This window comes from Arthrobacter sp. P4_H3 (genome assembly GCF_056400885.1).
In genome coordinates this window covers 61,954-82,091 of record NZ_JBFUKK010000021.1, presented here as the reverse complement: position 1 = coordinate 82,091, position 20,138 = coordinate 61,954, and the positions used below count along the sequence as shown (strand labels likewise).

Here is a 20,138-nt window from a genome sequence, read left to right as displayed (position 1 = left end):
TGGGCAAGGAAGGGCCTTCAGCGGACCGGTGTCCCTCCAATAGATACTGCGGGCGAAACAGGCAACAAGGACGAAAGGCCCCCGGGCCCGCCGACGTTCGGAATTTCTGGTCTTCCGGCTAGCATTATTGGATGACCACTGCGGTCCATCATTCCGAAAATGCCTTCTCGCTGGCACGCCGGGCGCGAGGAGTGGTGCGCCGCGTCCCGGTCTGGACATGGCGGCTCCTCATGCGCTCGGTGAGCTCACGTGAGCGGACGAGGTTTAACAGCGAACCCATCACGGAAGTGGACTACGTCCACGACATAAATTACCTGGGCGACAATGTGCGGGCGCACCACCTGGACGTGCTCACCCCTGCTGCTCCGGCTGTGGACAGCCCTGAGGGGAGAGCCGGGAACCAAAAGTCCTTTCCTGTCTACGTCTATTTCCACGGCGGAGGCTGGACGTCCGGGGACAAGTCAGCGCTGACCAAGTACTGCGCGAACCAGGCGCTCGGCGGGATGGTTGTGGTCAACGTCAACTACCGCCAGCCTCCCCGTTTCCACATGGGCCATGTTCTGAGGGATGCAAATGCAGCCTTGGCGTGGGTAAGTGCGAACATAGGCCAATACGGCGGGGATCCGGAATGCGTGATCTTAGGGGGTGACTCCGCGGGCGGTCAGATCGCGGCTTTGCTCACCGCTACCATCTTCAGGCCTGAGCTCGCCGCGCATTACTCCTTGAAGCCAGCTGTCCCCGGGAAGCACCTGAAGGGACTGGTTCAGCACTGCAGCGTGGTTGATTTCTCTGTGTTTTTCAAGAGCGGCTTTGTCCTCAGCCTGAACTTCGTCCGAATGTTGCTGCCATCGGCCGGCAAGGCTAGGGGCTGGATGCAGAGTGCCTTCTCCACTGGCCCGGGCATGGAACGGCTAAGGGCCGCGACCGGCTTCGTGTCTCCCATTGAGTGGCTCGACGGCCGCTTCCCACCGGTGTTCGTCACTACGTCCGAGCGCGACTTCTTTTACGAGGCGAACGTGAACTTTATTAGACGGCTTCAACAGAACGCCGTGCCAGTAGACATGTTGATCTACTCCTGGGCGAATGCCAACACTGAACACACATGGCAGCAGGACTACCGCTATCCGGAATCCCAGGAAGTATACCGGCGCCTGCGCGCTTTCGTCCGGAATGTCTCACAGCAGCCTGTTGACCATGACTCCGCACCATAGGCAGCCGTCCGGGCTATGTTTGGACCATGGCAGCGCAGACGCAGGGTCAGGAACCGTCCGGGGTCGATCCAGAGCGGAATGGCTCCGCGAGGGTTGATACGGCTGCCCTGCGGGATGCCCAACTGGGGGACGTAGACTGGACCATCCCGCCTGCTGGTTCCGTGACCATGCGCATCCCCGTACCCAGCGGTCAACTTGCGGCCTTGGCAATGGGTGACCCCGACGATCCATGGATCGTACTGGTTCCGGGCGCCACTGGCTCGAAAGAGGACTTCTCGCTCATGATGCCGGACCTGGCCGGCGGGGGCTTTTTTGTACTGAGCTATGACCTGGCCGGTCAGTATGAGTCAGCAGCAGCGGGGCCGGAGAAGCTGGTTCCACCAAAGCGGCGTTACGACTACGAACTCTTTGCCGAGGATTTCCTTGCAGTCATCGAGGCCGCCGGCAAACCCGTGCACATAGTGGCTTACTCCTTCGCCGCCATTGTTGCCCAAATCGCCTTTTCGAAGAGACCGGACCTGTTCGAGACCCTAACCCTTTTGAGCTGCCCGCCGGAGCCCGGGCAAAGCTTCCGTGGCGTCAGCCGGATCGGCCGTTTCAGCAGCTTGGCCAATGACCGGATCGGGGCAGCCCTGCTGATTTGGGGCATTCGCAGGGGTTTTGTCCCGGTTCCCAAGGGGCGCCGGCGGTTCGTCAACTACCGCTTCCGTTTTACCCGCCGGACCTCTGTCCGGGACATCTATGGACTAATGAAGAATGCACCGGACCTGAGGAAATTCCTGGCCGACGCCGTACTCCCGAAGTTCGTTGCGGTCGGTGAGCATGACTTATGGCCATTGCACCTGCACCGGCGTTTCGCGCAGGCGATCGGAGCCCGGATCGCCGTCTACCGCGGCGGGCACAGTCCCTGTGAAACTTCGCCACACCAGTTCAGCCGTGACCTGCTGGTCCTTTACGGGAAGGATAGCTGAACGGTGTCGGAACACGCGTCATCGGCGGCACCCCATGCACGCGCTGCCAGTGTGTACGTCCCAAGCGGCGCTTAAGCGGTCCACGGGCGGAGGCTTATTCCTACCCCGAACGGATTGAAAGTTGCTCAGAAGAGAGTGTGGACATTGTCCACACTCTTGGCTTCGGATCGGCTCCTCTTGGCTTCGGACTGCTTCGGATTCCGCATGTTTCCGCGACCTCCCAGCGTTTTCAAGGCCAGGAATGCAGTTCGAGTCCCACCTCGGGCACGCATAACCCCTCGTCAGAGGGGTTTTGCTTTAATGTGTGGACATTGACCCTCGGCGGGTCCCTCTGACGTTGTCCGCGGTGTGTGCCTGGCGCCGCGGTCGCCTATTCGGTTGCGTGTGTGGCGGGGTCAGGGTCCTGGCTGGTGGCCCCTCCGCTGCTGGAATCTAGGGTTATGGGTTGTCCCTTCTTGCTGTTCCAGTGGCCGGTGGGTGGCACTCACTCATTCATGGCCAAGAGTTGTGGTGACGACATGACGAAGGCGAATTCTCTTCGACGACCTTCCTCGGATAGCTGCTTTCTTCGAACCAGAGCCATGGGGCCCGGCCACCGTTTCCGTCCGTATGGGAGGTCCCTGGTCGTTCGTCCAGGGCGTTAGCAGCAGCGTTCTCGGCACCTTGGCCGGTACCTACACGCTATTTGGAACGACCGACAAGGTGAAGCAGGCCCAGGCCATTCACGGCATGGCTACCCTCGCAGGCGCCGGCCTTACCACTTACGCCGTCGTTAACCGCGGATTAAAGACACCTCAAAGACTGACATCGACTCCGTCCTCACCGTCGGGCGGGGCCGTGAAATCGGTGGTCCACTACGACGAGTGGGGCCGCGACCCTGCCTACGCTTCGGGCGCCGTTTCCTTCGATGTGGCCGGTCTCTTCATCCCCGGCGGCGTCGGCGTGGGAGCGAAAGTGGGAGGTGTCGCCGGGCATGCCGGCGTGGCCGGTGCACGGACCGGGCGCCTGCTCGGGGAGGCAGGAACGGCCGGACGCTGGGCCGGGAAATTGGGAGAGATCCCCGCAAAAGCACACGCAGCGCTGAACGGCGTGTCGGTGCGGGCCTGGGAAAACACCGTAAGACCCGCGCTGGATAACCTGGCCGGAGCTCTCAGCCGGCTGGATGAAGGAACAGCCCCTTGCCAATGGGGGTACGGGCGGTGGCAACGATGGCTGCTCTGGTCATTGGTGGTCCTCAATATAAGGCGGCCTTTGACGTATGCGGGGCAGCCGGGAGTGGGCACCGTGCCCCGGGTTCAGGCGGGCGGGGCCTCGTAGAGCCGGGAGACGACCTCGGCGACACAGCCTGGCTTCTTCGCCTCCCCGTTGAGCTCCTGTTCGACGGTGACCTGGACCGTTGACTGTGCCCAGTTGTCCTCGCGGTCAAGCGCCACCAGTTTGATCCGGCCACGCACGCGCGAGCCGACCAAGACCGGGGCCGGGTACCGGACCTTGTTCGATCCGTAATTCACGCCCATGGACAGCCCGTCGATGCGGTACGAATCGAAAAGGAACCCGGAGACCAGCGAGAGCGTCAGGTAACCGTGCACGAGCGTGGTGCCAAACGGGCCCGAGGCCGCACGCTCGGTGTCGACGTGGATCCACTGGTGGTCATTGGTCACCTTTGCGAAGGCATTGATGTCTTCCTGGGTGATGGTGCGCCATTCGGTGACGCCGATTTCCTCACCCACACACTGTGCGAAGTCGTCGATGCCGTTGAAGATCCTCATGCCTTCGGGCCACCTGCCACGTACAGCACCTGGCCGGAAACGAACCCGGCGTTCTCGGAGGCAAAGAAGGACACGGCGTTGGCGATGTCCGCGGGCTTTCCGGTGCGGCGCACCGGAATCGCTGCGGCTGCCTTGGCAGTGAAGTCCTCGAAGGTGATGCCCATGCGCTCGGCCGTGGAGGCGGTCATCTCGGTTTCGATGAAGCCAGGGGCGATCGCGTTGGCGGTCACGCCGAAGGGGCCAAGTTCCAGGGCAAGGGTCTTGGTGAAGCCCTGCAGCCCGGCCTTGGCCGCCGAGTAGTTGGCCTGGCCGCGGTTGCCCAGGGCCGAGGTGCTGGAGAGGTTGACGATGCGGCCCCACTTGGCCTCGACCATGTGCTTCTGGGCGGCGCGGGCGACGAGGAAGGATCCGCGCAGGTGCACGTTCATGACCAGGTCCCAGTCGGAGACTGTCATCTTGAAGAGCAGGTTGTCTCGGATGATGCCTGCGTTGTTGACCACCACGACCGGAGGGCCCAGCTCGTCTGCGGTGCTGGCGACGGCGGCCTCGACGGCGGTTTCGTCCGAGATGTCCGCGACGATGCCGATGGCCCGGTGGCCGGCTGCGGTCAGCTCGGCGGTGAGGGCTTCAAGCCCGGCCTTGTCGAGGTCAATCGCTGCGATGTTGAATCCGTCGGACGCCAGGCGCCGGGCAATTTCGGCGCCGATGCCGCGTCCTGCCCCGGTGACCAGCGCCGTGCGTTGTTGTTCAGTCATTATGAAACCTGTTTCCTTACTTTTGGGTGAAGTCGATGCCTGTCCCTGGCCGCCTAGCGGTACGTGACCCAGGAGCGGGGAAGATGGCCATGGTCGTTGAATGTCACCATCGTCTTCCCGGATGAACCGGTGACGATCTTGGTGACACCGGAATTTACGGTGACCCGGTTGAGTGCGAGCCATTGTGGAAAGCCGCCGTTGACAAGCCGTGTCGCTGCCCAGGCAATGGCGCCTGAGCTCGAGACGACCACTGCGTCCCGACCCGATCCGAGCCCTTCGACTGCGTCGTCGAGGGCCGTGTCGATCCGCTGGGTGAACGCAGAGAAAGACTCCAGGTAGTCGGCGTCGTGGTTGTTGGAGGCCCAGCGGGCAGAGGCTTTCTCGAGCAGTCGCTGGAAGGCCCGGGAGTCGGTTTTGGCGCTGGGGTCTTCCTCCGGATAGGCGTTCAGCAGGTCGGATGCATTGAATTCGTCCCAGCTCGGATCGACGACGGGGGTCGTGTCCCAGCCGGCAGCCTCGATGAGTCCCTGTGCCGTCTGCCGCTGGCGTTTCATACCGCCGCTGACGATGCGGGTCGGAGTTGTACCAGCCCGCATCAAGTAAGTGCCGAGGGCTTGACTCTGGTCTTTGCCGCGTGCCGACAGCCGGTCGTAGTCCTCGGTGCCGAATGATGCTTGTCCGTGCCGGACCAAATAGAGAACACTCACAGTCCCGACCGTAGCCAACGTGGCGGCCGGGAACCATCCCTTGTTGGCTATCGGGGTGCCAGCAGGATGCTTGCGCTACCCGTGGAGCGCCCCGGGATCCTCGGTGTCCGCGTTGTCTTTGAGGCCCATCAGTAGAGCCAGAGCGGTCCGGATGACCGGAAACTCGTCGCTGGACCGCCAGGCAGTCGCAGGTCAACATCCGGCGAGGACTCGGTGAGCCGCGCGAACGTCACCTGGCGGCAGAGTACCTGGCCGACGGCATCAGGGTGAACTGTGTCATTCCGGGAACGGCTGACACCGCGTGGATTGGCCGTCTGCTCGCTTCCGCGGTGAATCCCGCTGCTGAGCGAGCCGCCTTGGAATCCCGGCAGCCGCATGGCCGGCTTGCGGGCTTCCGGGACCGGGATTGCCAGGCAGGCACGTCAGTGGGTATCAGCCTGCCGTAGATCCGTGGCGGTCTGCCCGCTCACGTGTACTTCTTCTTTGGGTTGATCGGGAACAGCCAGCCTGCGCAGGCCAATCGGTGCCAGGATCATCATCACGCTTGCGGCCAGCAGGCTCACCCAACCGGCAGAATAGCCCCACTGGTCGGCCAGCAGTCCGAAAAGCACCGGACCTGCGGCGAAGCCGGTGAACAACCCCATGGAGATCCGTCCCGTAGCTGCGCCGGCCTGGGACCCGGGGACCAGGCGCATGACCACCGTGAGCAGGATGACCATGGCGGCGGTTCCGGACAAACCGTAGAGCGCGGTTCCTGTCCACATGAGGACCTGTGTTCCCCATAGCGATGAACCGGCCACCAGCCCTACGGCCACGGCGCTGAAGACCGCGATCAAGGCCAGCGGCACCCCGGGGGCCCTGAACCGCTCCGTCAGCCGGCCCCAGACCAACCGTGACACCAGGCCGCTCACCCCCAGCACCACACCGCACACGGCGGCGATTTCGGGCCGCAGGTGGAGGCCCTCGAAGGCGAAGAGCGGCAGGTAAGTGGCCAAGGTCTGGTACTGGACGCCGGAGAGGAAGGCGTAGGCCACGAGCCACGCGAGTCCTACCGCCTTGACGTGGCGCGGCCGGTTCCGGGACGCGCGTGTTGGAGCGGTGCATTGGGGACGGACGTGGAGGTAGTGCAGGGCCGCCCAGAGCGACAGTACGGTGACCACGGCGCCCACCAGGAACCCTGCCTGCCAGGACACCAGTGTGGCAGCCAGCGGGTAGGCCAGGCTGGTGAACACCTGGATGAGCTGGACGCCGGTTTGTTTCACTCCCACCAGCATGCCGCGGCGGCCCGGCTTGACCCGCAAGGCCACCATGCCATTGGTCAGCGGATTGGCCAGGCCAAGGGCCGCTCCGCCAAAGACGGCACTGACCCACAGGCCGGTCATGAACTGCGACAGGGCCGCTGTGACCATGGCGCACAGCCCGAAGCCGTGGAGCAACAGGATGCCGGTGCGCTGAGAAAAACGGTCGGCGGCCCAGCCGAGCGGCGTGGACAGGAGCGCGGCGGCGGTACAAGCCACCACGGCGAAGGAGCCGAATTCCAGGCGCGTCAGGTTGAGGTCCCGTGCCAGCAAAGGACCCAGGGCGCTCACGCCCGTGGTGAGTAGCGGGCCGATCCCCGTGGCCAGGGTCAGGACCGCGCCGAGGCTCATCAGGCCCGGGGTGGCGGATCTTGCAACAGCGGTCGTCACGGTCGGATTCTCCTCAGTATGTGGCAGGACGGCAGGCCCGTTTGCCGTAGCGGCTGGGGTCCCAGCGCGGAGCCACGGTGACATGGCCTGATCAGGCGGCAGCCTCAAGCTGTGCCATCACCCGCACCGAGTCACGGTCTGGATTGACCAGGATCATGGCCAGGACCGCGCCGACGATCGCAGCGATACCGAATATTTGGAAGGATTGTGCGTATCCGACGGCGGGTGAAACCGCCTGGTCCACGATCATCCCGGTCAATGGCGGAGCTACGATGCCGCCAATTGCCATCAAGGCAAGGAACATGCCCAGCGAACCCGCCACTTGGTTCTTGGGACAGATCTGTGAAATGGCTGCGTTCATGATCGGAGCGAGGATGCAGCCGATTCCGTAGCCGATTGAGACAACTGCGACGACGATGTTCGGTGTGCCGATGTAGGGCAGCACTGCCATCGACACGCCGCACACAAGGAGTCCTGCTGCCGGGACGATTCCCCTCATGACCCTCGAGCTCACGCCCCGGCTCATGTACCGGTCACTGAGGTACGTACTGCCGAACATAGCGATCATTGCTGCCATGCTGGGGAATCCGAACATGGCTCCAGCCTGGAGGCGGGTGAAACCGAGTCCGACTTCGAAGTACGAGGGCAGCCACGTGAGGACAACGGTCAACAGCGCGTACATGGGGATTACAGCTGCGAGTGCACCCAGGAAAGTCCCCGTGCGGAAGATCGACATCCATGGAACAGCGGGAGCTGGGGTAGTGGCCGAACCCTTGACACCTGGAATCCGGACTTCGCCGTAGGGTCCCGGTCGCCAGGTGAAATACCACAGCACGCACCAGCCCAGGCCAACAACCAGCATGGCGACGAAGGCGGAATGCCAGCCGAATTGCACGATGAGGAAGGCCAGCGCCGGGGCAACTGCGATCTTTGCCAGCGAACTTGAGGAGGCGATGAACGCTCCGGGCATGGAGCGCTTCTCCATGGGATGCCATGAATACACAGCCGTATGGATGAGGGCGCCGGATGGACCCTCTGTCAGGCCGAGCAGGAAGCGGCTGACCAGGAGAACCACGAAACTGCCGGCGACGATCATGGGGACCATGCAGGCCGCCCAAATGACGGCCAATGCCATCAGGGACCACCTAAGAGTGGCCCACTTGTTGACGAGTCCGGCAAAGAACCCCCCGGCCGAGAACGCGAAGAAGAACACGCTCGCGGTCAGCCCGATTTGGGCTGATGTGAGCCCGAATTCCTCTTTAAGGGGTTGGGCGACAAGTCCGAGCAGGATCTTGTCGCTGTAGTTAACGGTGTACAGCAAAACCAATACTGATGTCAGGCCCCACGCTTTTGCGCGTGACTCTTGACCCGGCGGCGTCATTGTTTCTGGCATTGCTTGCCGTGTGGTGACTTTGGACATGTCATTACCCTTCTATTGTTGCGCATCTTCGCCCAACAGCACGGGACGGCTGACGGTCTTGCAATATCCGGATATCCACTCGCCAAATGTCGAGTCTGTCGTCGACGTGAATCATGACGCGGCCTCTTCCCGTTGTCAGGTGGATCCAGATGATGGTGCCATCCGGGCTGACGTCATCGACCCACCCGGAATCTACTTCCCGCCCCTCCCGGCGCAACTCGACGAACTCCGCTCGCCACAAGTACTTCCACCGCGTCATCAGGTAGGGATCGAGTCGCCTCAACGGCTGTTTGAATCCGCGGCTTGGAACAATCTGCATCAGGCCGGTTATCGGAAGGCGGGAAGGCCGGTGAGTTTTTGGCCCAGGATGAGGGTGTGGATTTCGTCGGTGCCCTCGTAGGTGCGCACGGATTCGAGGTTGTTCGCGTGGCGCAGTGGTGAGTAGTCCAGCGTGATGCCGTTGCCGCCGAGGATGGTGCGGGCCTCGCGGGCAATTTTGATGGCTTCCCGGCAGTTGTTCAGTTTGCCGACTGAGATCTGGTCCGGCTGCAGGGTGCCGGCATCCTTCTTGCGGCCCAGGTGCAGGGCGAGCAGGAAGCCCTTGTTGATTTCAAGGGCCATGTCCACCAGTTTCAGCTGGGTCAGCTGGTATCCGGCCAGGGGTTTGTCGAACTGCATCCGTCCCTTGGAGTAGTCGAGGGCGGCCTCGAAGGCGTCGCGGGCCGCGCCCATGGCGCCCCAGATGATCCCGTAGCGGGCCTCATTCAGGCAGGAGAAAGGGCCTTTGAGCCCGACGACGTTCGGCAGCACCGCGGATCCGGGCAGGCGGACATCGGTGAGTTCGATATCGCACTGGATGGAGGAGCGCATGGACAGCTTCGGTCCGATCGGGGTGGCGGTGAATCCCGGGGTCGTCGTGGGCACCACGAAGCCGCGCACGCCTTCGTCGGATTGGGCCCAGACGATCGCGACCTGGGCCACGGAGGCCAACCCGATCCAGCGCTTGGAGCCGTTGAGTACCCAGTCACCGCCGTCGCGGCGGGCAAAGGTGGTCATCGAGGACGGGTCCGAGCCCGCAGTGGGCTCGGTCAGGGCGAAGCAGCCGATCGCCTCGCCGGCAGCCATTGCCGGCAGCCATTCCTGTTTCTGTTCCTCGGAGCCGTGCTTGTAGATGGCGCTCATTGCCAGCGAACCCTGCACGGACACGAGGGTCCGCACCCCCGAGTCCCCGGCTTCCAGCTCCGCGCCTGCCAAGCCGTAGTCCACGGCGGAACGGCCGGCACAGCCGTAGCCTGTCAGATGCATGCCCAGCAGGCCCAGCCTGGCCAGTTCCGGGACGATCTCCAATGGGAAGTGGGCCTTGTCATACCAGCCGGCGATGTTCGGCTTGACTTCGCTGTCAACGAAGGACCGTACGGAATCGCGCAGCGCACGCTCTTCTGCGGTGAGCAGGGAATCAAAATCGATCAGATCGCTGATATCGGACATTTATGGCCTTTCACGGTGGTGGTGGTGTGTTCGGGGAACGCCGGTGTGTCTTGGTCCGCATTTCCCGGATGAGGACCGGGGGCCCGGTCAACTCCAGTCGTAGAAGCCTTTGCCGGTCTTGCGTCCGAGCTCACCGGCAGCGACCTTGTCACGAAGGATCTGCGGCGGTGCGAAACGTTCGCCGAGGGTTGACCGCAGGTACTCGGCAATGCCGAGGCGCACGTCAAGCCCAACGATGTCGGTGGTCCGGAGCGGCCCTACCGGGTGCTTGTAGCCCAGGACCATGGCGTTGTCGATGTCCTCGGCGCTGGCCACTTCCTCTTCGACCATCCGCATCGCCTCCAGCGCGATCGCGACACCGAGGCGGGAAGACGCAAAGCCGGGCGCATCCTTGACTACGACGGCGGTTTTACCCAGTCCCGCCACCCACTGTTTTGCTGCGGTGAGGGTCTCTTCGGCGGTCTTTTCACCTACGACCACCTCGATGAGCGTGGAGGCGGGGACAGGGTTGAAGAAGTGTAAGCCCAGGAACAACTCAGGCTTGGGCAGCGCCTCGGCGAGCCTGCTGACCGAGAGGGACGACGTGTTGGTGGCCAGATAGGCGTCCGGGGAAAGGTGTTCCGCCACGGCGCTGAGTGCAGTTGCCTTCAGCCTTCCGTCCTCGGGAACTGCCTCGACGACGAGGTCGCAGGAGGCGAAGGAGGCGTAGTCGGTACTCGTTTCGAACCTCGTCAGGACTTCGCCGCGGTCCCCGGACACGGCACCGCGGTCAAACGATGCCGCAACGGATGCGGCGACCCGCTCCTGGGCGCCGCGGGCGGAGTCGTCGTCGCGTTCGACGACGATGACTTTCGAGCCCTTAAGGAGGAAGGCATGGGCGATGCCGGCGCCCATGCGGCCGCCGCCCAGTACGCCGATGGTGGCCGGGAGGAGTCCGGCCGGGTTGGCGAAGGATGCTTCGTTGGTGTTTGTCATTGCTGCTTCTTCCTGTCCAGGAACTGCTGCATGCGGTCGAATTTGGCCGCGGATTCGAAGAGTAGGCCCTGGGCAAGGTTGTCGATCAGTGGGTGGATTTCGCGCGGACTGTGGAACACAGCCTTCGTCACGCGAACTGCGAGGGGGTCCTGCCCGGCGATGCGGTCGGCCAGGGCATGGGCCGCATCGAGGAGATTCCCAGGGTCAACGAGCTCTGTGATCAGACCCGCGCTGAGGCATTCGTCGCCTGTCAGCGTGCGTCCGGCGAAGAGAATTTCCTTGGCCAGGGGTTCCCCGACGAGCTCGCGAAGCCGCCAGGTGGCCCCGGCAGCGGCCATGATGCCCAGCCCGGTTTCCGGGTTTCCCATGCGCAGGCCGGCGGTCCCGATCCGGAAATCGGCGGCGTAGGCGAGTTCGGCGCCCCCACCGAGGGCGTAGCCGTCCAAGGCCGCGATGACGGGCATGGGGAGTTTCGCGATCCGGTCAAACACGCCGGAGTTGATCCCCAACAGGGCGTCATCCCGACGGCGTTCGCGCAACTGGGCGATATCCGCACCGGAGGCAAAAATTGCCTTTGCTCCGGTCGCCGGATCCGCTGGCGTGCCCGAGAGGATGAGGATTTTGGGGGTCGCCTCAAGGTGGGCACAGACGGCGTGCAGTTCGGTACCCATGGCGGCGTCGATGGCGTTGCGCACCTCGGGGCGGTTCAGCCGGACCACCAAACGGTCCTCGCGTTCCTCGACTTGCAGCGTCACGAAAGCCGGGGCATCCGAAGCCGTCCCGGCGTCGTTCACTACAGCAGTCATCACACGCCTTCCAACAGGAGGGCGGTGCCCTGGCCGAGGCCGACGCACATCGTGGCGAGACCGAGCTTGCGGCCTTCCCGGGCCAGTTCACGTTCCATGCGCCCGAGCAGGGTCACCACAAGCCGGGACCCGGAGGAGCCGAGCGGGTGGCCGAGGGCGATGGCGCCGCCGTCGGAATTTACGATGTCTTCCTCCAGCTTGAGCTCCCGCATGACGGCCAGCGACTGCGAGGCGAAGGCCTCGTTGAGTTCAACGGCACCTAGGTCACTGACCGAGAGGCGGGCGCGCTCCAAAACCTTGCGCGTCGCAGGAACGGGGCCGATCCCCATGATCTCCGGAGACACCCCGGCCGAGTTGCCTTCAAGGATCCGAGCCCGCGGCGTCAGGCCGTACTTCTGGACGGCTGCTTCGGAGGCAACGATGATGGCGGACGCGCCGTCGTTGAGGGACGAGGCGTTGCCGGCGGTGACCACGGAGCCTCCCCTGACCACCGGGCGCAGTCCGGCGAGCACGTCCAGCGTGGTTCCGGCCCGGGGGCCTTCGTCGGTGTCCACAATTGTCACGGCGCCCTTGCGGCCTGCAACGGTCACGGGCACGATTTCACCGGCAAAGCGGCCGGCGCCGATCGCGGCAAGTGCCCGTTCATGGGATCGGACGGCAAAGGCGTCACAGTCATCCCGGGACGTGCCGAACACCCGGGCGACTTCCTCGGCGGTCTCCGGCATGGAGAACGCGGCCTTGCCGTCACGGGAGTGCTGCCCGGAGAGGAACGCGGGGTTGGTGAACCGCCAGCCGATGGAGGTGTCGAACATGGCTCCCGGCTTGGCGAAGGCCTTGTCCGGCTTTTCCATGACCCACGGGGCACGGCTCATGGACTCAACCCCGCCGGCGACGACGATGTCCGCGGCGCCGGATTTGACCATGTGGCTCGCCATGATGATGGCGGACAGTCCGGAGGCGCACAGGCGGTTGACGGTGATCCCGGGAACGCTGTCCGGGTAGCCCGCGAGCAGCCAGGCCATCCGGGCGACGTTGCGGTTTTCCTCGCCGGCGCCGTTGGCGTTGCCCAGGATGACCTCGTCCACGGTGGCCGGGTCAATGCCGGCGCGCTCGACGGCGGCCCTTACGGTCAGCGCCGCGAGGTCGTCCGGCCGGACGGAGGAGAGGGCGCCGCCGTAGCGGCCCACGGGCGTGCGGGCGCCGCCAATCAGAAAGGCCTCAGCCATGTCTTTACCATTCCTTTGTTCGTGTCACTGTTTGTTCTGTCGCGATCCGCGGTGACGGTCCGGGACGTTCAGTTGAAGGCGGAGATGCCGGTGATGTCCCGGCCCACGATGAGTGCCTGCATGGAGTCGGTACCCTCATAGGTGGAGACAACCTCCATGTCGGTCATGTGGCGGATGACGTGGTTCTCCAGGAGCAGTCCGTTGCCGCCCAGCAGGTCACGTGCCTCGTTGCAGATCCACTTGCCCTTCTGGGCGGTGGCCATCTTGACCATCGAGGCCTGGGCGTTGGTGAGCTGGCCCCGGTCCGCGAGTTCGGCCATGCGGGTGCACAGCAGCTGCATGGTGGTGAGCTCGCTGAGCATGTTCGCCAGCCGGGATTGCACCAGCTGGTAGGAGGCGATGGGTTTGCCGAACTGGTGGCGGGTTCGGGCGTAGTCCGAGGCAATCTCGAAGACAGCCATGGCGTGACCCACGGCCTCCCAGGCTGCACCGCCACGGGTTGCCTGGAGCACGCGGGACACGTCGCGGAAGGAGTGGCACCCTTCCAGCCGGCTGCTGGCGGGAAGGCGCATCTCCTCGATAACGATGTCGGCCTGGAGGATGGCGCGTTTGCCCACCTTCCCGGTGATGACGGTGGGGGAGTACCCGGCGGGGTATCGGCCGTCGTCGTCCTTTTCGACGACGAACGCGTTGACGTTTCCGTCTTCCGTGTTCCGGGCAAACAGGACAATGACGTCCGCCACATGCCCGTTGCCGATCCAGCGCTTGTGGCCGTTCAGGACCCAGTGGTCCCCGTCGCGGCGGGCCTGGGTCCCCAGGGCAACGGAGTCCGAGCCATGGTCGGGTTCGGTCAGCGCGAAGGCTCCAGTCTTGTTGATGCGTGCCAGGGCCGGAAGCCAGCGTTCCTTTTGCTCGTTGCTGCCGAGAATGTTCAGAGCCCCCATGCACAGATTGGAGTGGACGCCGAGGAAGGTGTTGAGGCTGCCGTCCGCCCGGGCCATCTCCCGGGCCACCATGCCGGCGGCCTTGCGGCTCATTCCCGGGCAGCCGTAGCCCTGGATCGTCGTTCCGATGATGCCCAGTTCCGCCAGCGGCGGCAGGAGTTCGGTGGGAAACTCGGCCTTCTCCCAGTAGTCGTTAATAACGGGCAAGACGCGCTGCTCGGCGAAGTCGCGCACCTTGTCCCGGATTGCGGCCTCTTCCAGAGTGAGGTCGTCATCCAGCCGGAAGTAGTCAGAGGTTGCTGTCTGACGGTCCACTGCGGTGGTCATGATTGAACTTCCCGTTCTTGAACTTGATTGAACTGCCGTGATGCTGTGGTGAGGGCTGCTTCCGGGGGTGACCTATCTCGTCCACTTCGTCACGAGCTTTTGCAGGCCCGAAATGGAAACGTCAAGAACCATCGAGAGCAGGCCCATGGCCAGCAGGATGGCGAAGGTCTCCGCGACCTGGAAGTTGTTGGTCACAACGACCAGTCGCTGTCCCAGGCCGGTGTAGGCGCCGACCATTTCTGACACGACCGCACCGAGTACCGAATAGACGGCGCCAAGCCGCAAACCGCCAACAATGGAAGGCAGCGCCGAGGGCAACTCAATCTTGAAGAAACGCTGCCTCCGCGTCATGCCCAACGACTTGGTCAACTGTTTAATGTCGTGGTCGATGCTCTGCAAGGCACCCATGGTGCTGGTCATCAGGACGAAGAACACGACGCTGAAGGCAACAAGTGCCTTCGGGCCGAATCCCAGGCCGAACCAGAGGATGAAGATGGGTGCCAGCGCCGGGCGCGGAAGGCTGTTCATCAGGGTCAGGAAAGGCCTGGCCGCGACATGCAGAACCTCGACGCGGGCGAAGACGACGCCGGCCAGGATGCCCAGGACGGTACCGGCGATCAGCCCGGCCATCGCGCCACTGAACGTCGCGGACACATCAACCCAGAAGGTGTCATCCGCCAACTGCTTGATGAAGGATGTCCCGACATCAACGGGGGTGGATACCAGCGTCGGATCCATGATCCCCTGGCCGGTCACAAAGGCCCAGCTGAAGACGAAGACGGCGAGCGCGCCGATTCTCAGGGTCCAGACGCCCAGTTGCCGGTTGATACGTGACCGGCGCCGTTCCGCGAGGATCGTGTGGTCGTTGTAGGCCGGCGCTGCTTCGGAGGCGACACACGTGCCCGCCTTAGCGATCGTTTCCATGTTAAACCCTTCCCCTGCGGTCTTCGGTAGTGCTGGATGAATCACGCATTGCGCGGTTCGCGGACGAGCTTTGCATCGAGCGGCGACGAGGTGTGCGGTCCGCCGGTGACCTGCAGGACCGTTCCGGTGATGAAGCTCGACGCGTCGGAGCACAGGTACAGGCACGCGTCGGCGACTTCCTCCGGCAACCCCACACGCCCGAGGGCCAGGAATTCGCCGAACGTCTTCTCGGTCTCCGGCGAGGCAAATCGGGAAGCCGGCGTCAGGGTGGCGCCGGGTTCGACGCAGTTCACGCGGACGCCGCGGTCGGCCCATTCCCAGGACATCGTCTTGGTCAGCGAGGCAAGTCCCGCCTTGGCGGCTGCATACGCGCCGCGCATCGGGTGGGCGTGGTTCGCCGAACCGGAGCCGACGTTGATGATGCTTCCGCCGCCCTGAAGCTCGAACACCGGAAGGCAGGCGACGGCTGTGTGGAACGCACCGCTCAGGTTCGTGCCGATCGTTGCATTCCACGCATTGACGGAAAGGTCCTCCAAGCGCGAGGCGAAGTTGCCCCCGGCATTGTTGATCAGGATGTCGATCCGGCCGAACTCATCAAGGGCGGCCCGGACAAGGGCATCGGCGGTCTCGGGTTCCCGGATGTTTCCGGTGACCACGATCGCCTTTCGTCCGAGCCCCTGGATTTGCGCGGCCTTGGCCTGCAGGGTTTCGGCCTTGCGTCCGTGCAGGATCAAATCCGCGCCGGCTGCGGCGAACTTGTCGGCAAGGGCCGAACCGATGCCGCCGGAAGCGCCCGTCACGATGACGACCTGGCCCGTGAAATCGAAGCTGGTCTGACCCGACTTTTTGCTGCTGGTGGTGACTGTGTTCGTCATCTGACGTCCTCCTGATTGATGCCCCGGTGGGTGCCGCTGATGCACGCACGGCGGGCTCTCTTGGCATTGGTGCGTTTGAGAAAGCCTCCTTCCAATCCGGGCCCGGGGCAATGATCGAATCGCTATCGAGGCGATAGCCACGGATCGGGCCTGTTTTTCTTGACTCTGTTGCCAAGGTGATCAACGATTCATTGACCAGTGGGTGACGTGCACCACAGGATCCGCCTTCCGGTTTCCTTGTGTTCATTGCTGTCCAGCGTGATCATCCTTGGTGCCGGCTCAGCAATCGCCAGCCAACGAAGACTGCCAAACGGGTCGGCCCCGAAAATAAACGACTGGAGCGACAATGCCCAATACAACCCTCCGCTCAATCAGTGATAGTGAGACTCCTATGAATGGACTGGCCGAAAAGACGGCGCAGCCCACCGCAGCCAAGGGGGTTTCTGTCGAGTTCGAGAACGTGAACCACAGCTTCCTTCACGGCAATCGGCCGGTGCGGGTGTTGGACAACTTCAACCTGCGCATCGAGCCTTCGGAGTTTGTCAGCATCGTCGGCCCGTCGGGCTGCGGCAAGACGACGGCCCTCGGCATGGTGGGCAACCTCTTGAAGCCACGCAGCGGTACGGTCCGCATTGACGGCGCCGAAGTGCGCCCCGGAAGCAACGATGCCGCGTTCCTCTTCGCCCGCGACGCGCTGCTGCCCTGGCGTCGGGTCCGCAGCAACGTCGAGCTCGGTATGGAAATTCGCGGAGTTCCCAAGGAAGAGCGCCGCGAACGCGCCGAGGCCTGGCTGCGCCGGGTCCGTCTGCACGACTTTGCCGACTCCGATGTCCTCCACCTCTCACAAGGCATGCGCCAACGTGTAGCGATCGCACGGACCTTGGTGCAGAATCCCAAAGTTCTACTCATGGACGAGCCGTTCGCGGCCCTTGACGCACAGACCCGCGCGATCCAGCAAGAGGAGTTCACCCAGCTCTGGGAAGCTGAGCGCCCCACGGTCATATTCGTAACCCACGACCTTGAGGAAGCCATCCTGCTCAGCGACCGCGTTATCCTGATGGCCAGCCGGCCCGGCCGCATGGTGGTTGACATGAAGATCGAGCTGGAGCGGCCGCGGCGCCAGGAGATGCGTCGGGACTCCGATCTGTTCAAGTCCTATTTCCACGACATGTCCGATCGGCTTCGAAGCGAAGTTGAACTCGCCGAACAGCGCATCAGGGAGGAGAGCCAGAATGGCTGAGGCCCTGCAGAAGATTGCCGGCGCCGATGGCGCCACTGTCGCCTATCGCCAGTATGGCGAAGGCCCGCGTCTTATCACCTGCCTGCACTCATTGGCGTTGGACGGATCGTGGTACGCACCCTTGGCCGAGGCGCTTGGTGACGAATATCGCCTGCTCGCACCGGACTTCCGCGGACATGGAGAAAGCGGGCGCGGCGAATCCGCCCCCACGCTGGGACTCGTTGCCCGGGACATCGCCGCCATCTGGGATGCCGAAGATATCAAGAGTTCCGTGGTGCTGGGCATCTCGCTGGGCGGCATGGTCGCCCAGGCTGTCACCGGCACCTTCCCCGACCGCGTCGACGCACAGATCCTGATGGCAACACGCGGAGCCTACGACGAAGCAGCCACCCGCGGAACACTGGCGCGCGCTGCCGAGGTCCGGGCCCCGAACGGGCTCGAAAAGGCCGAGGAAATGACAATGCGCCGCTGGTTTGGCGACGGTTCCCGAAATACCGCGGACCCCCTGGTTCGACAGGCCCGCGCACAATTCCTCGGGGCCGGCGGCAACACGATCGCCGAGTATTTCGAAGCCATGACCCAGGTTGGTGACTTCCATCCGGACTCGCCACCGCCAACCCTCGTCATCGGCGGCGATGACGACCAGAGCACCCCTCGTGCGGTGATCGAACAGCTTGCCGCCTCACTCGCCGGTGCCGAACTGCGCTTTGCAAAGGGCGGACATCTCGTCGCCTTCGTAAATCCACACGAGGTCGCCGCAACCGTGCGGCCCTTTCTCGACAGCCTGGATTGCTGGACCCAATAACGGCCCACCAGCACACTGATCCACATAAACTGCTTAACGGAGACAACATGAATAAAACCCTCGATCGCGTGATGACAGAGATGAGCGAAGAAGCTCTTCGCACGCATCTGGAATCAGCCCAAGTCCCCGCGCTCGTCATGCTGACGGCCCACGTCACCGGCGATGCCACTGTGCTGCGCGAGGAATGGCGACCGAACCTGAAGACGCTCCCGCTCAGTGGCCTGGATCCGGCAACCGAGGCGGAGGCCCGCGCCCATTGCTTCGAACTGCTCGCGCCTTTCCTTCCCACCCAGAACGAATGGGCGGCGGTCCCCGACGAGTCGTTGCGGCAAAAGCTTGCCACCTGGCTGATGGGCGGGGAGAACGAAGACGCCCAGGCAATGGCCGCGGTCGCGTTTACCCCCAACAACGTGGACCCGCGCAAGCCGGACTGGACGTTGGATTCGGTGGCCCCGGACAGCGCTTTAAACGCCGTGGTGATCGGTGCCGGGTTCTCCGGCCTGCTTGCCGGGCTGAGGCTGAAGCAGGCGGGTGTGCCGTTCAGGATCATCGAGAAGAGTGCCGACGTGGGCGGCACCTGGTGGGAAAACACCTACCCTGACTGCCGCACGGACGTCCGCAGCCATATCTATACGTACTCCTTCGTGCAGCACGACTGGGAAACGCACTATGGCCGCCAGGAAAAGATCCACGGCTATTTGCACCAGTTCGCCGCCGACAACGGCCTGCTCGAGCACATGGTCTTCGGCACGGAGGTCACGGCCACCCGCTGGGACGAGGAAACCGGAACCTGGACCCTTGAAACCAAGACCGACCAGGGCGTCGGTGAAACCATAGAATCCAACATTGTGGTCAGCGCCGTGGGCCAGCTCAACCGGCCCTCGATCCCCAACCTCCAGGGCCTGGATTCCTTCAACGGCCCGGTGGTGCACTCCGCGCAGTGGGACCACGGGATCGACTTCACCGGCAAGCGCGTGGTCGTCATTGGGACAGGTGCCAGCGCCCTGCAGTTCGCACCCGCCGTCGCGAAAGTCGCCGAGCAGGTCACCATCTTCCAGCGCAGCGCCCCTTGGCTGCGTCCCACCCCGGTGCTGCGCCAGGAGATCGAATACGGCGAACGCTGGCTGCTGAGCAACCTGAACCAGTACCGTGCCTACTACCGCTTCTCCATTTTCCTGCCCCGGCTCATCGGCAACCTGCCGGCCGCTACTGTGGACCCGGACTTCCCGCCGACCGAGGTCTCAGTCTCCGCCGCCAACGAGGCACTTCGCCAGGAGCTGACCGCATACCTGGAGGAGCAGGCCGGCGACGACGAGGAGCTGCGCAAGCAGATCATTCCCGACTACCCGCCGGCCGCCAAGCGGGTCATCTGCGACGACGGCACCTGGGTGAAGACGCTCAAGCGGGATAACGTCCGCTTAGTCAGCCAGGGCGTGAACCGCATCGACTCCGACGGGGTGTGGCTCGGCGACGAGCACGTCCCGGCCGACGTCATCCTGCTCGGCACCGGCTTCAAGGCCTCCGATTTCCTGCTGCCCATGTCCGTGGCGGGCATCGGTGGCAAGGACCTGCACGAGACCTGGGGCATCGACGCGAGCGCCTACTTGGGCGTGACACTGCCTGGCTACCCGAACTTCTTCTGCATGTATGGGCCCAACACCAACACCGTTGTCCACGGAAACCTGGTGTTCTTCCTCGAATGCCAGGCCCACTACATGATCGATGCGGTGAAGACGCTGGCCGCCGGCGGCCACCGCGCCATGTCCCTGCGCCCTGATGTGTTTGCCGAGTACGACAAGGAAATCACCGAAGCCAGCGCCAAGCGAACCTGGGGCTGGTCCAAGACCCACAGCTGGTACATGAACGCCGAGGGCCGATCCACCATCATGTGGCCGCTGCCGGCCCGCGAATACTTCGAACGCACCAGCCATGTGCGCACCGAAGACTACAACCTCGGCTGACCCGTTCCCCCCCTGTTACTTCCACCATCCGAACCACATCACCGGA

General features: G+C 63.8%; 18 protein-coding genes and 1 pseudogene. 7 read left to right on the top strand and 12 right to left on the bottom strand.

Features of this window, described 5'->3' with window-relative positions; all coding sequences use genetic code 11:
* Positions 1-131 precede the first annotated feature (131 nt).
* The 3 genes from AC1DRE_RS21310 to AC1DRE_RS21300 all read left to right on the top strand — a co-directional run bounded on the left by AC1DRE_RS21310 (position 132) and on the right by AC1DRE_RS21300 (position 3,499).
* Positions 132-1,211: an alpha/beta hydrolase gene (locus AC1DRE_RS21310; protein ID WP_476986495.1), complete on the top strand. Its 1,080-nt coding sequence runs from the start codon at positions 132-134 to the stop codon at positions 1,209-1,211.
* Between the two features lie 167 nt (positions 1,212-1,378).
* A complete protein-coding gene (locus tag AC1DRE_RS21305; protein ID WP_476986518.1) occupies positions 1,379-2,182 on the top strand; it encodes an alpha/beta fold hydrolase in 804 nt (267 codons plus the stop codon).
* Between the two features lie 729 nt (positions 2,183-2,911).
* Positions 2,912-3,499 (top strand): hypothetical protein, encoded by a 588-nt coding sequence (locus AC1DRE_RS21300; RefSeq protein WP_476986494.1) that lies wholly within the window; start codon positions 2,912-2,914, stop codon positions 3,497-3,499.
* Here AC1DRE_RS21300 and AC1DRE_RS21295 read toward each other — a convergent pair.
* Genes AC1DRE_RS21295 through AC1DRE_RS21285 form a run of 3 tightly spaced genes read right to left on the bottom strand, consistent with a single transcriptional unit; the run spans position 3,478 to position 5,413 of the window.
* Positions 3,478-3,951 carry a MaoC family dehydratase gene (locus tag AC1DRE_RS21295; protein WP_476986493.1) on the bottom strand — a complete coding sequence of 158 codons (474 nt, stop codon included), beginning with the start codon at positions 3,949-3,951 and terminating at the stop codon, positions 3,478-3,480. The genes AC1DRE_RS21300 and AC1DRE_RS21295 overlap by 22 nt on opposite strands.
* Positions 3,948-4,706, bottom strand: a complete 759-nt coding sequence (gene fabG, locus AC1DRE_RS21290; RefSeq protein WP_476986492.1) for a 3-oxoacyl-ACP reductase FabG — start codon at positions 4,704-4,706, stop codon at positions 3,948-3,950. The genes AC1DRE_RS21295 and fabG overlap by 4 nt, the downstream gene beginning before the upstream one ends.
* 53 nt (positions 4,707-4,759) lie before the next feature.
* The gene (locus AC1DRE_RS21285; RefSeq protein WP_476986491.1) at positions 4,760-5,413 is read right to left on the bottom strand and encodes a histidine phosphatase family protein; all 654 of its coding nucleotides are present in this window, start codon (positions 5,411-5,413) and stop codon (positions 4,760-4,762) included.
* Between the two features lie 233 nt (positions 5,414-5,646).
* Between AC1DRE_RS21285 and AC1DRE_RS21280 the strand changes: the two are divergent.
* Positions 5,647-5,799 (top strand): annotated as a pseudogene (locus tag AC1DRE_RS21280) (short-chain dehydrogenase); the annotation flags it as partial.
* A 36-nt stretch (positions 5,800-5,835) separates the two neighbouring features.
* On the opposite strand, the gene AC1DRE_RS21275 reads toward AC1DRE_RS21280, so the two are convergent.
* From AC1DRE_RS21275 to AC1DRE_RS21235, 9 genes are all read right to left on the bottom strand, one after another.
* Positions 5,836-7,101, bottom strand: coding sequence for an MFS transporter (locus AC1DRE_RS21275; protein ID WP_476986490.1), 1,266 nt, complete (start codon positions 7,099-7,101; stop codon positions 5,836-5,838).
* A gap of 91 nt (positions 7,102-7,192) precedes the next feature.
* On the bottom strand, positions 7,193-8,422 hold the full coding sequence (locus AC1DRE_RS21270) for an MFS transporter (protein WP_476986489.1): 1,230 nt from the start codon (positions 8,420-8,422) through the stop codon (positions 7,193-7,195).
* 426 nt (positions 8,423-8,848) lie between these two features.
* Positions 8,849-10,009, bottom strand: a complete 1,161-nt coding sequence (locus AC1DRE_RS21265) for an acyl-CoA dehydrogenase family protein (protein WP_476986488.1) — start codon at positions 10,007-10,009, stop codon at positions 8,849-8,851.
* 87 nt (positions 10,010-10,096) lie between these two features.
* Positions 10,097-10,984, bottom strand: coding sequence for a 3-hydroxyacyl-CoA dehydrogenase family protein (locus AC1DRE_RS21260; protein ID WP_476986487.1), 888 nt, complete (start codon positions 10,982-10,984; stop codon positions 10,097-10,099).
* On the bottom strand, positions 10,981-11,790 hold the full coding sequence (locus tag AC1DRE_RS21255; protein WP_476986486.1) for an enoyl-CoA hydratase/isomerase family protein: 810 nt from the start codon (positions 11,788-11,790) through the stop codon (positions 10,981-10,983). Before AC1DRE_RS21255 ends, AC1DRE_RS21260 begins: the two co-directional genes overlap by 4 nt.
* Positions 11,790-13,016: an acetyl-CoA C-acyltransferase gene (locus AC1DRE_RS21250; RefSeq protein ID WP_476986485.1), complete on the bottom strand. Its 1,227-nt coding sequence runs from the start codon at positions 13,014-13,016 to the stop codon at positions 11,790-11,792. Before AC1DRE_RS21250 ends, AC1DRE_RS21255 begins: the two co-directional genes overlap by 1 nt.
* A gap of 68 nt (positions 13,017-13,084) precedes the next feature.
* Positions 13,085-14,287 (bottom strand): acyl-CoA dehydrogenase family protein, encoded by a 1,203-nt coding sequence (locus AC1DRE_RS21245; RefSeq protein WP_476986484.1) that lies wholly within the window; start codon positions 14,285-14,287, stop codon positions 13,085-13,087.
* A 72-nt stretch (positions 14,288-14,359) separates the two neighbouring features.
* The gene (locus tag AC1DRE_RS21240) at positions 14,360-15,211 is read right to left on the bottom strand and encodes an ABC transporter permease (protein WP_476986483.1); all 852 of its coding nucleotides are present in this window, start codon (positions 15,209-15,211) and stop codon (positions 14,360-14,362) included.
* A gap of 41 nt (positions 15,212-15,252) precedes the next feature.
* Complete coding sequence (locus AC1DRE_RS21235) at positions 15,253-16,086, bottom strand: SDR family NAD(P)-dependent oxidoreductase (RefSeq protein WP_476986482.1); 834 nt, start codon at positions 16,084-16,086, stop codon at positions 15,253-15,255.
* 391 nt (positions 16,087-16,477) lie between these two features.
* Here AC1DRE_RS21235 and AC1DRE_RS21230 point away from each other — a divergent pair, with 391 nt between their 5' ends.
* The 3 genes from AC1DRE_RS21230 to AC1DRE_RS21220 are packed head-to-tail and all read left to right on the top strand — an operon-like array spanning position 16,478 to position 20,092.
* Complete coding sequence (locus AC1DRE_RS21230) at positions 16,478-17,326, top strand: ABC transporter ATP-binding protein (RefSeq protein WP_476986481.1); 849 nt, start codon at positions 16,478-16,480, stop codon at positions 17,324-17,326.
* Positions 17,319-18,131: an alpha/beta fold hydrolase gene (locus AC1DRE_RS21225; RefSeq protein WP_476986480.1), complete on the top strand. Its 813-nt coding sequence runs from the start codon at positions 17,319-17,321 to the stop codon at positions 18,129-18,131. The genes AC1DRE_RS21230 and AC1DRE_RS21225 overlap by 8 nt, the downstream gene beginning before the upstream one ends.
* A 47-nt stretch (positions 18,132-18,178) precedes the next feature.
* Positions 18,179-20,092, top strand: a complete 1,914-nt coding sequence (locus AC1DRE_RS21220) for a flavin-containing monooxygenase (protein WP_476986479.1) — start codon at positions 18,179-18,181, stop codon at positions 20,090-20,092.
* Positions 20,093-20,138 lie beyond the last annotated feature (46 nt).

What these genes read in the sequence shown, in the direction of transcription:
- AC1DRE_RS21300 (WP_476986494.1), top strand. Translation starts at nt 2,912, where the DNA reads ATGGCTACCCTCGCAGGCGCCGGCCTTACCACTTACGCCGTCGTTAAC.
- AC1DRE_RS21265 (WP_476986488.1), bottom strand. Translation starts at nt 10,009, where the DNA reads ATGTCCGATATCAGCGATCTGATCGATTTTGATTCCCTGCTCACCGCA.
- AC1DRE_RS21220 (WP_476986479.1), top strand. Translation starts at nt 18,179, where the DNA reads ATGAATAAAACCCTCGATCGCGTGATGACAGAGATGAGCGAAGAAGCT.
- AC1DRE_RS21255 (WP_476986486.1), bottom strand. Translation starts at nt 11,790, where the DNA reads ATGACTGCTGTAGTGAACGACGCCGGGACGGCTTCGGATGCCCCGGCT.
- AC1DRE_RS21260 (WP_476986487.1), bottom strand. Translation starts at nt 10,984, where the DNA reads ATGACAAACACCAACGAAGCATCCTTCGCCAACCCGGCCGGACTCCTC.
- AC1DRE_RS21295 (WP_476986493.1), bottom strand. Translation starts at nt 3,951, where the DNA reads ATGAGGATCTTCAACGGCATCGACGACTTCGCACAGTGTGTGGGTGAG.
- AC1DRE_RS21240 (WP_476986483.1), bottom strand. Translation starts at nt 15,211, where the DNA reads ATGGAAACGATCGCTAAGGCGGGCACGTGTGTCGCCTCCGAAGCAGCG.
- AC1DRE_RS21310 (WP_476986495.1), top strand. Translation starts at nt 132, where the DNA reads ATGACCACTGCGGTCCATCATTCCGAAAATGCCTTCTCGCTGGCACGC.
- AC1DRE_RS21235 (WP_476986482.1), bottom strand. Translation starts at nt 16,086, where the DNA reads ATGACGAACACAGTCACCACCAGCAGCAAAAAGTCGGGTCAGACCAGC.
- AC1DRE_RS21225 (WP_476986480.1), top strand. Translation starts at nt 17,319, where the DNA reads ATGGCTGAGGCCCTGCAGAAGATTGCCGGCGCCGATGGCGCCACTGTC.
- AC1DRE_RS21245 (WP_476986484.1), bottom strand. Translation starts at nt 14,287, where the DNA reads ATGACCACCGCAGTGGACCGTCAGACAGCAACCTCTGACTACTTCCGG.
- AC1DRE_RS21230 (WP_476986481.1), top strand. Translation starts at nt 16,478, where the DNA reads ATGAATGGACTGGCCGAAAAGACGGCGCAGCCCACCGCAGCCAAGGGG.
- AC1DRE_RS21250 (WP_476986485.1), bottom strand. Translation starts at nt 13,016, where the DNA reads ATGGCTGAGGCCTTTCTGATTGGCGGCGCCCGCACGCCCGTGGGCCGC.
- AC1DRE_RS21305 (WP_476986518.1), top strand. Translation starts at nt 1,379, where the DNA reads ATGCGCATCCCCGTACCCAGCGGTCAACTTGCGGCCTTGGCAATGGGT.
- fabG (WP_476986492.1), bottom strand. Translation starts at nt 4,706, where the DNA reads ATGACTGAACAACAACGCACGGCGCTGGTCACCGGGGCAGGACGCGGC.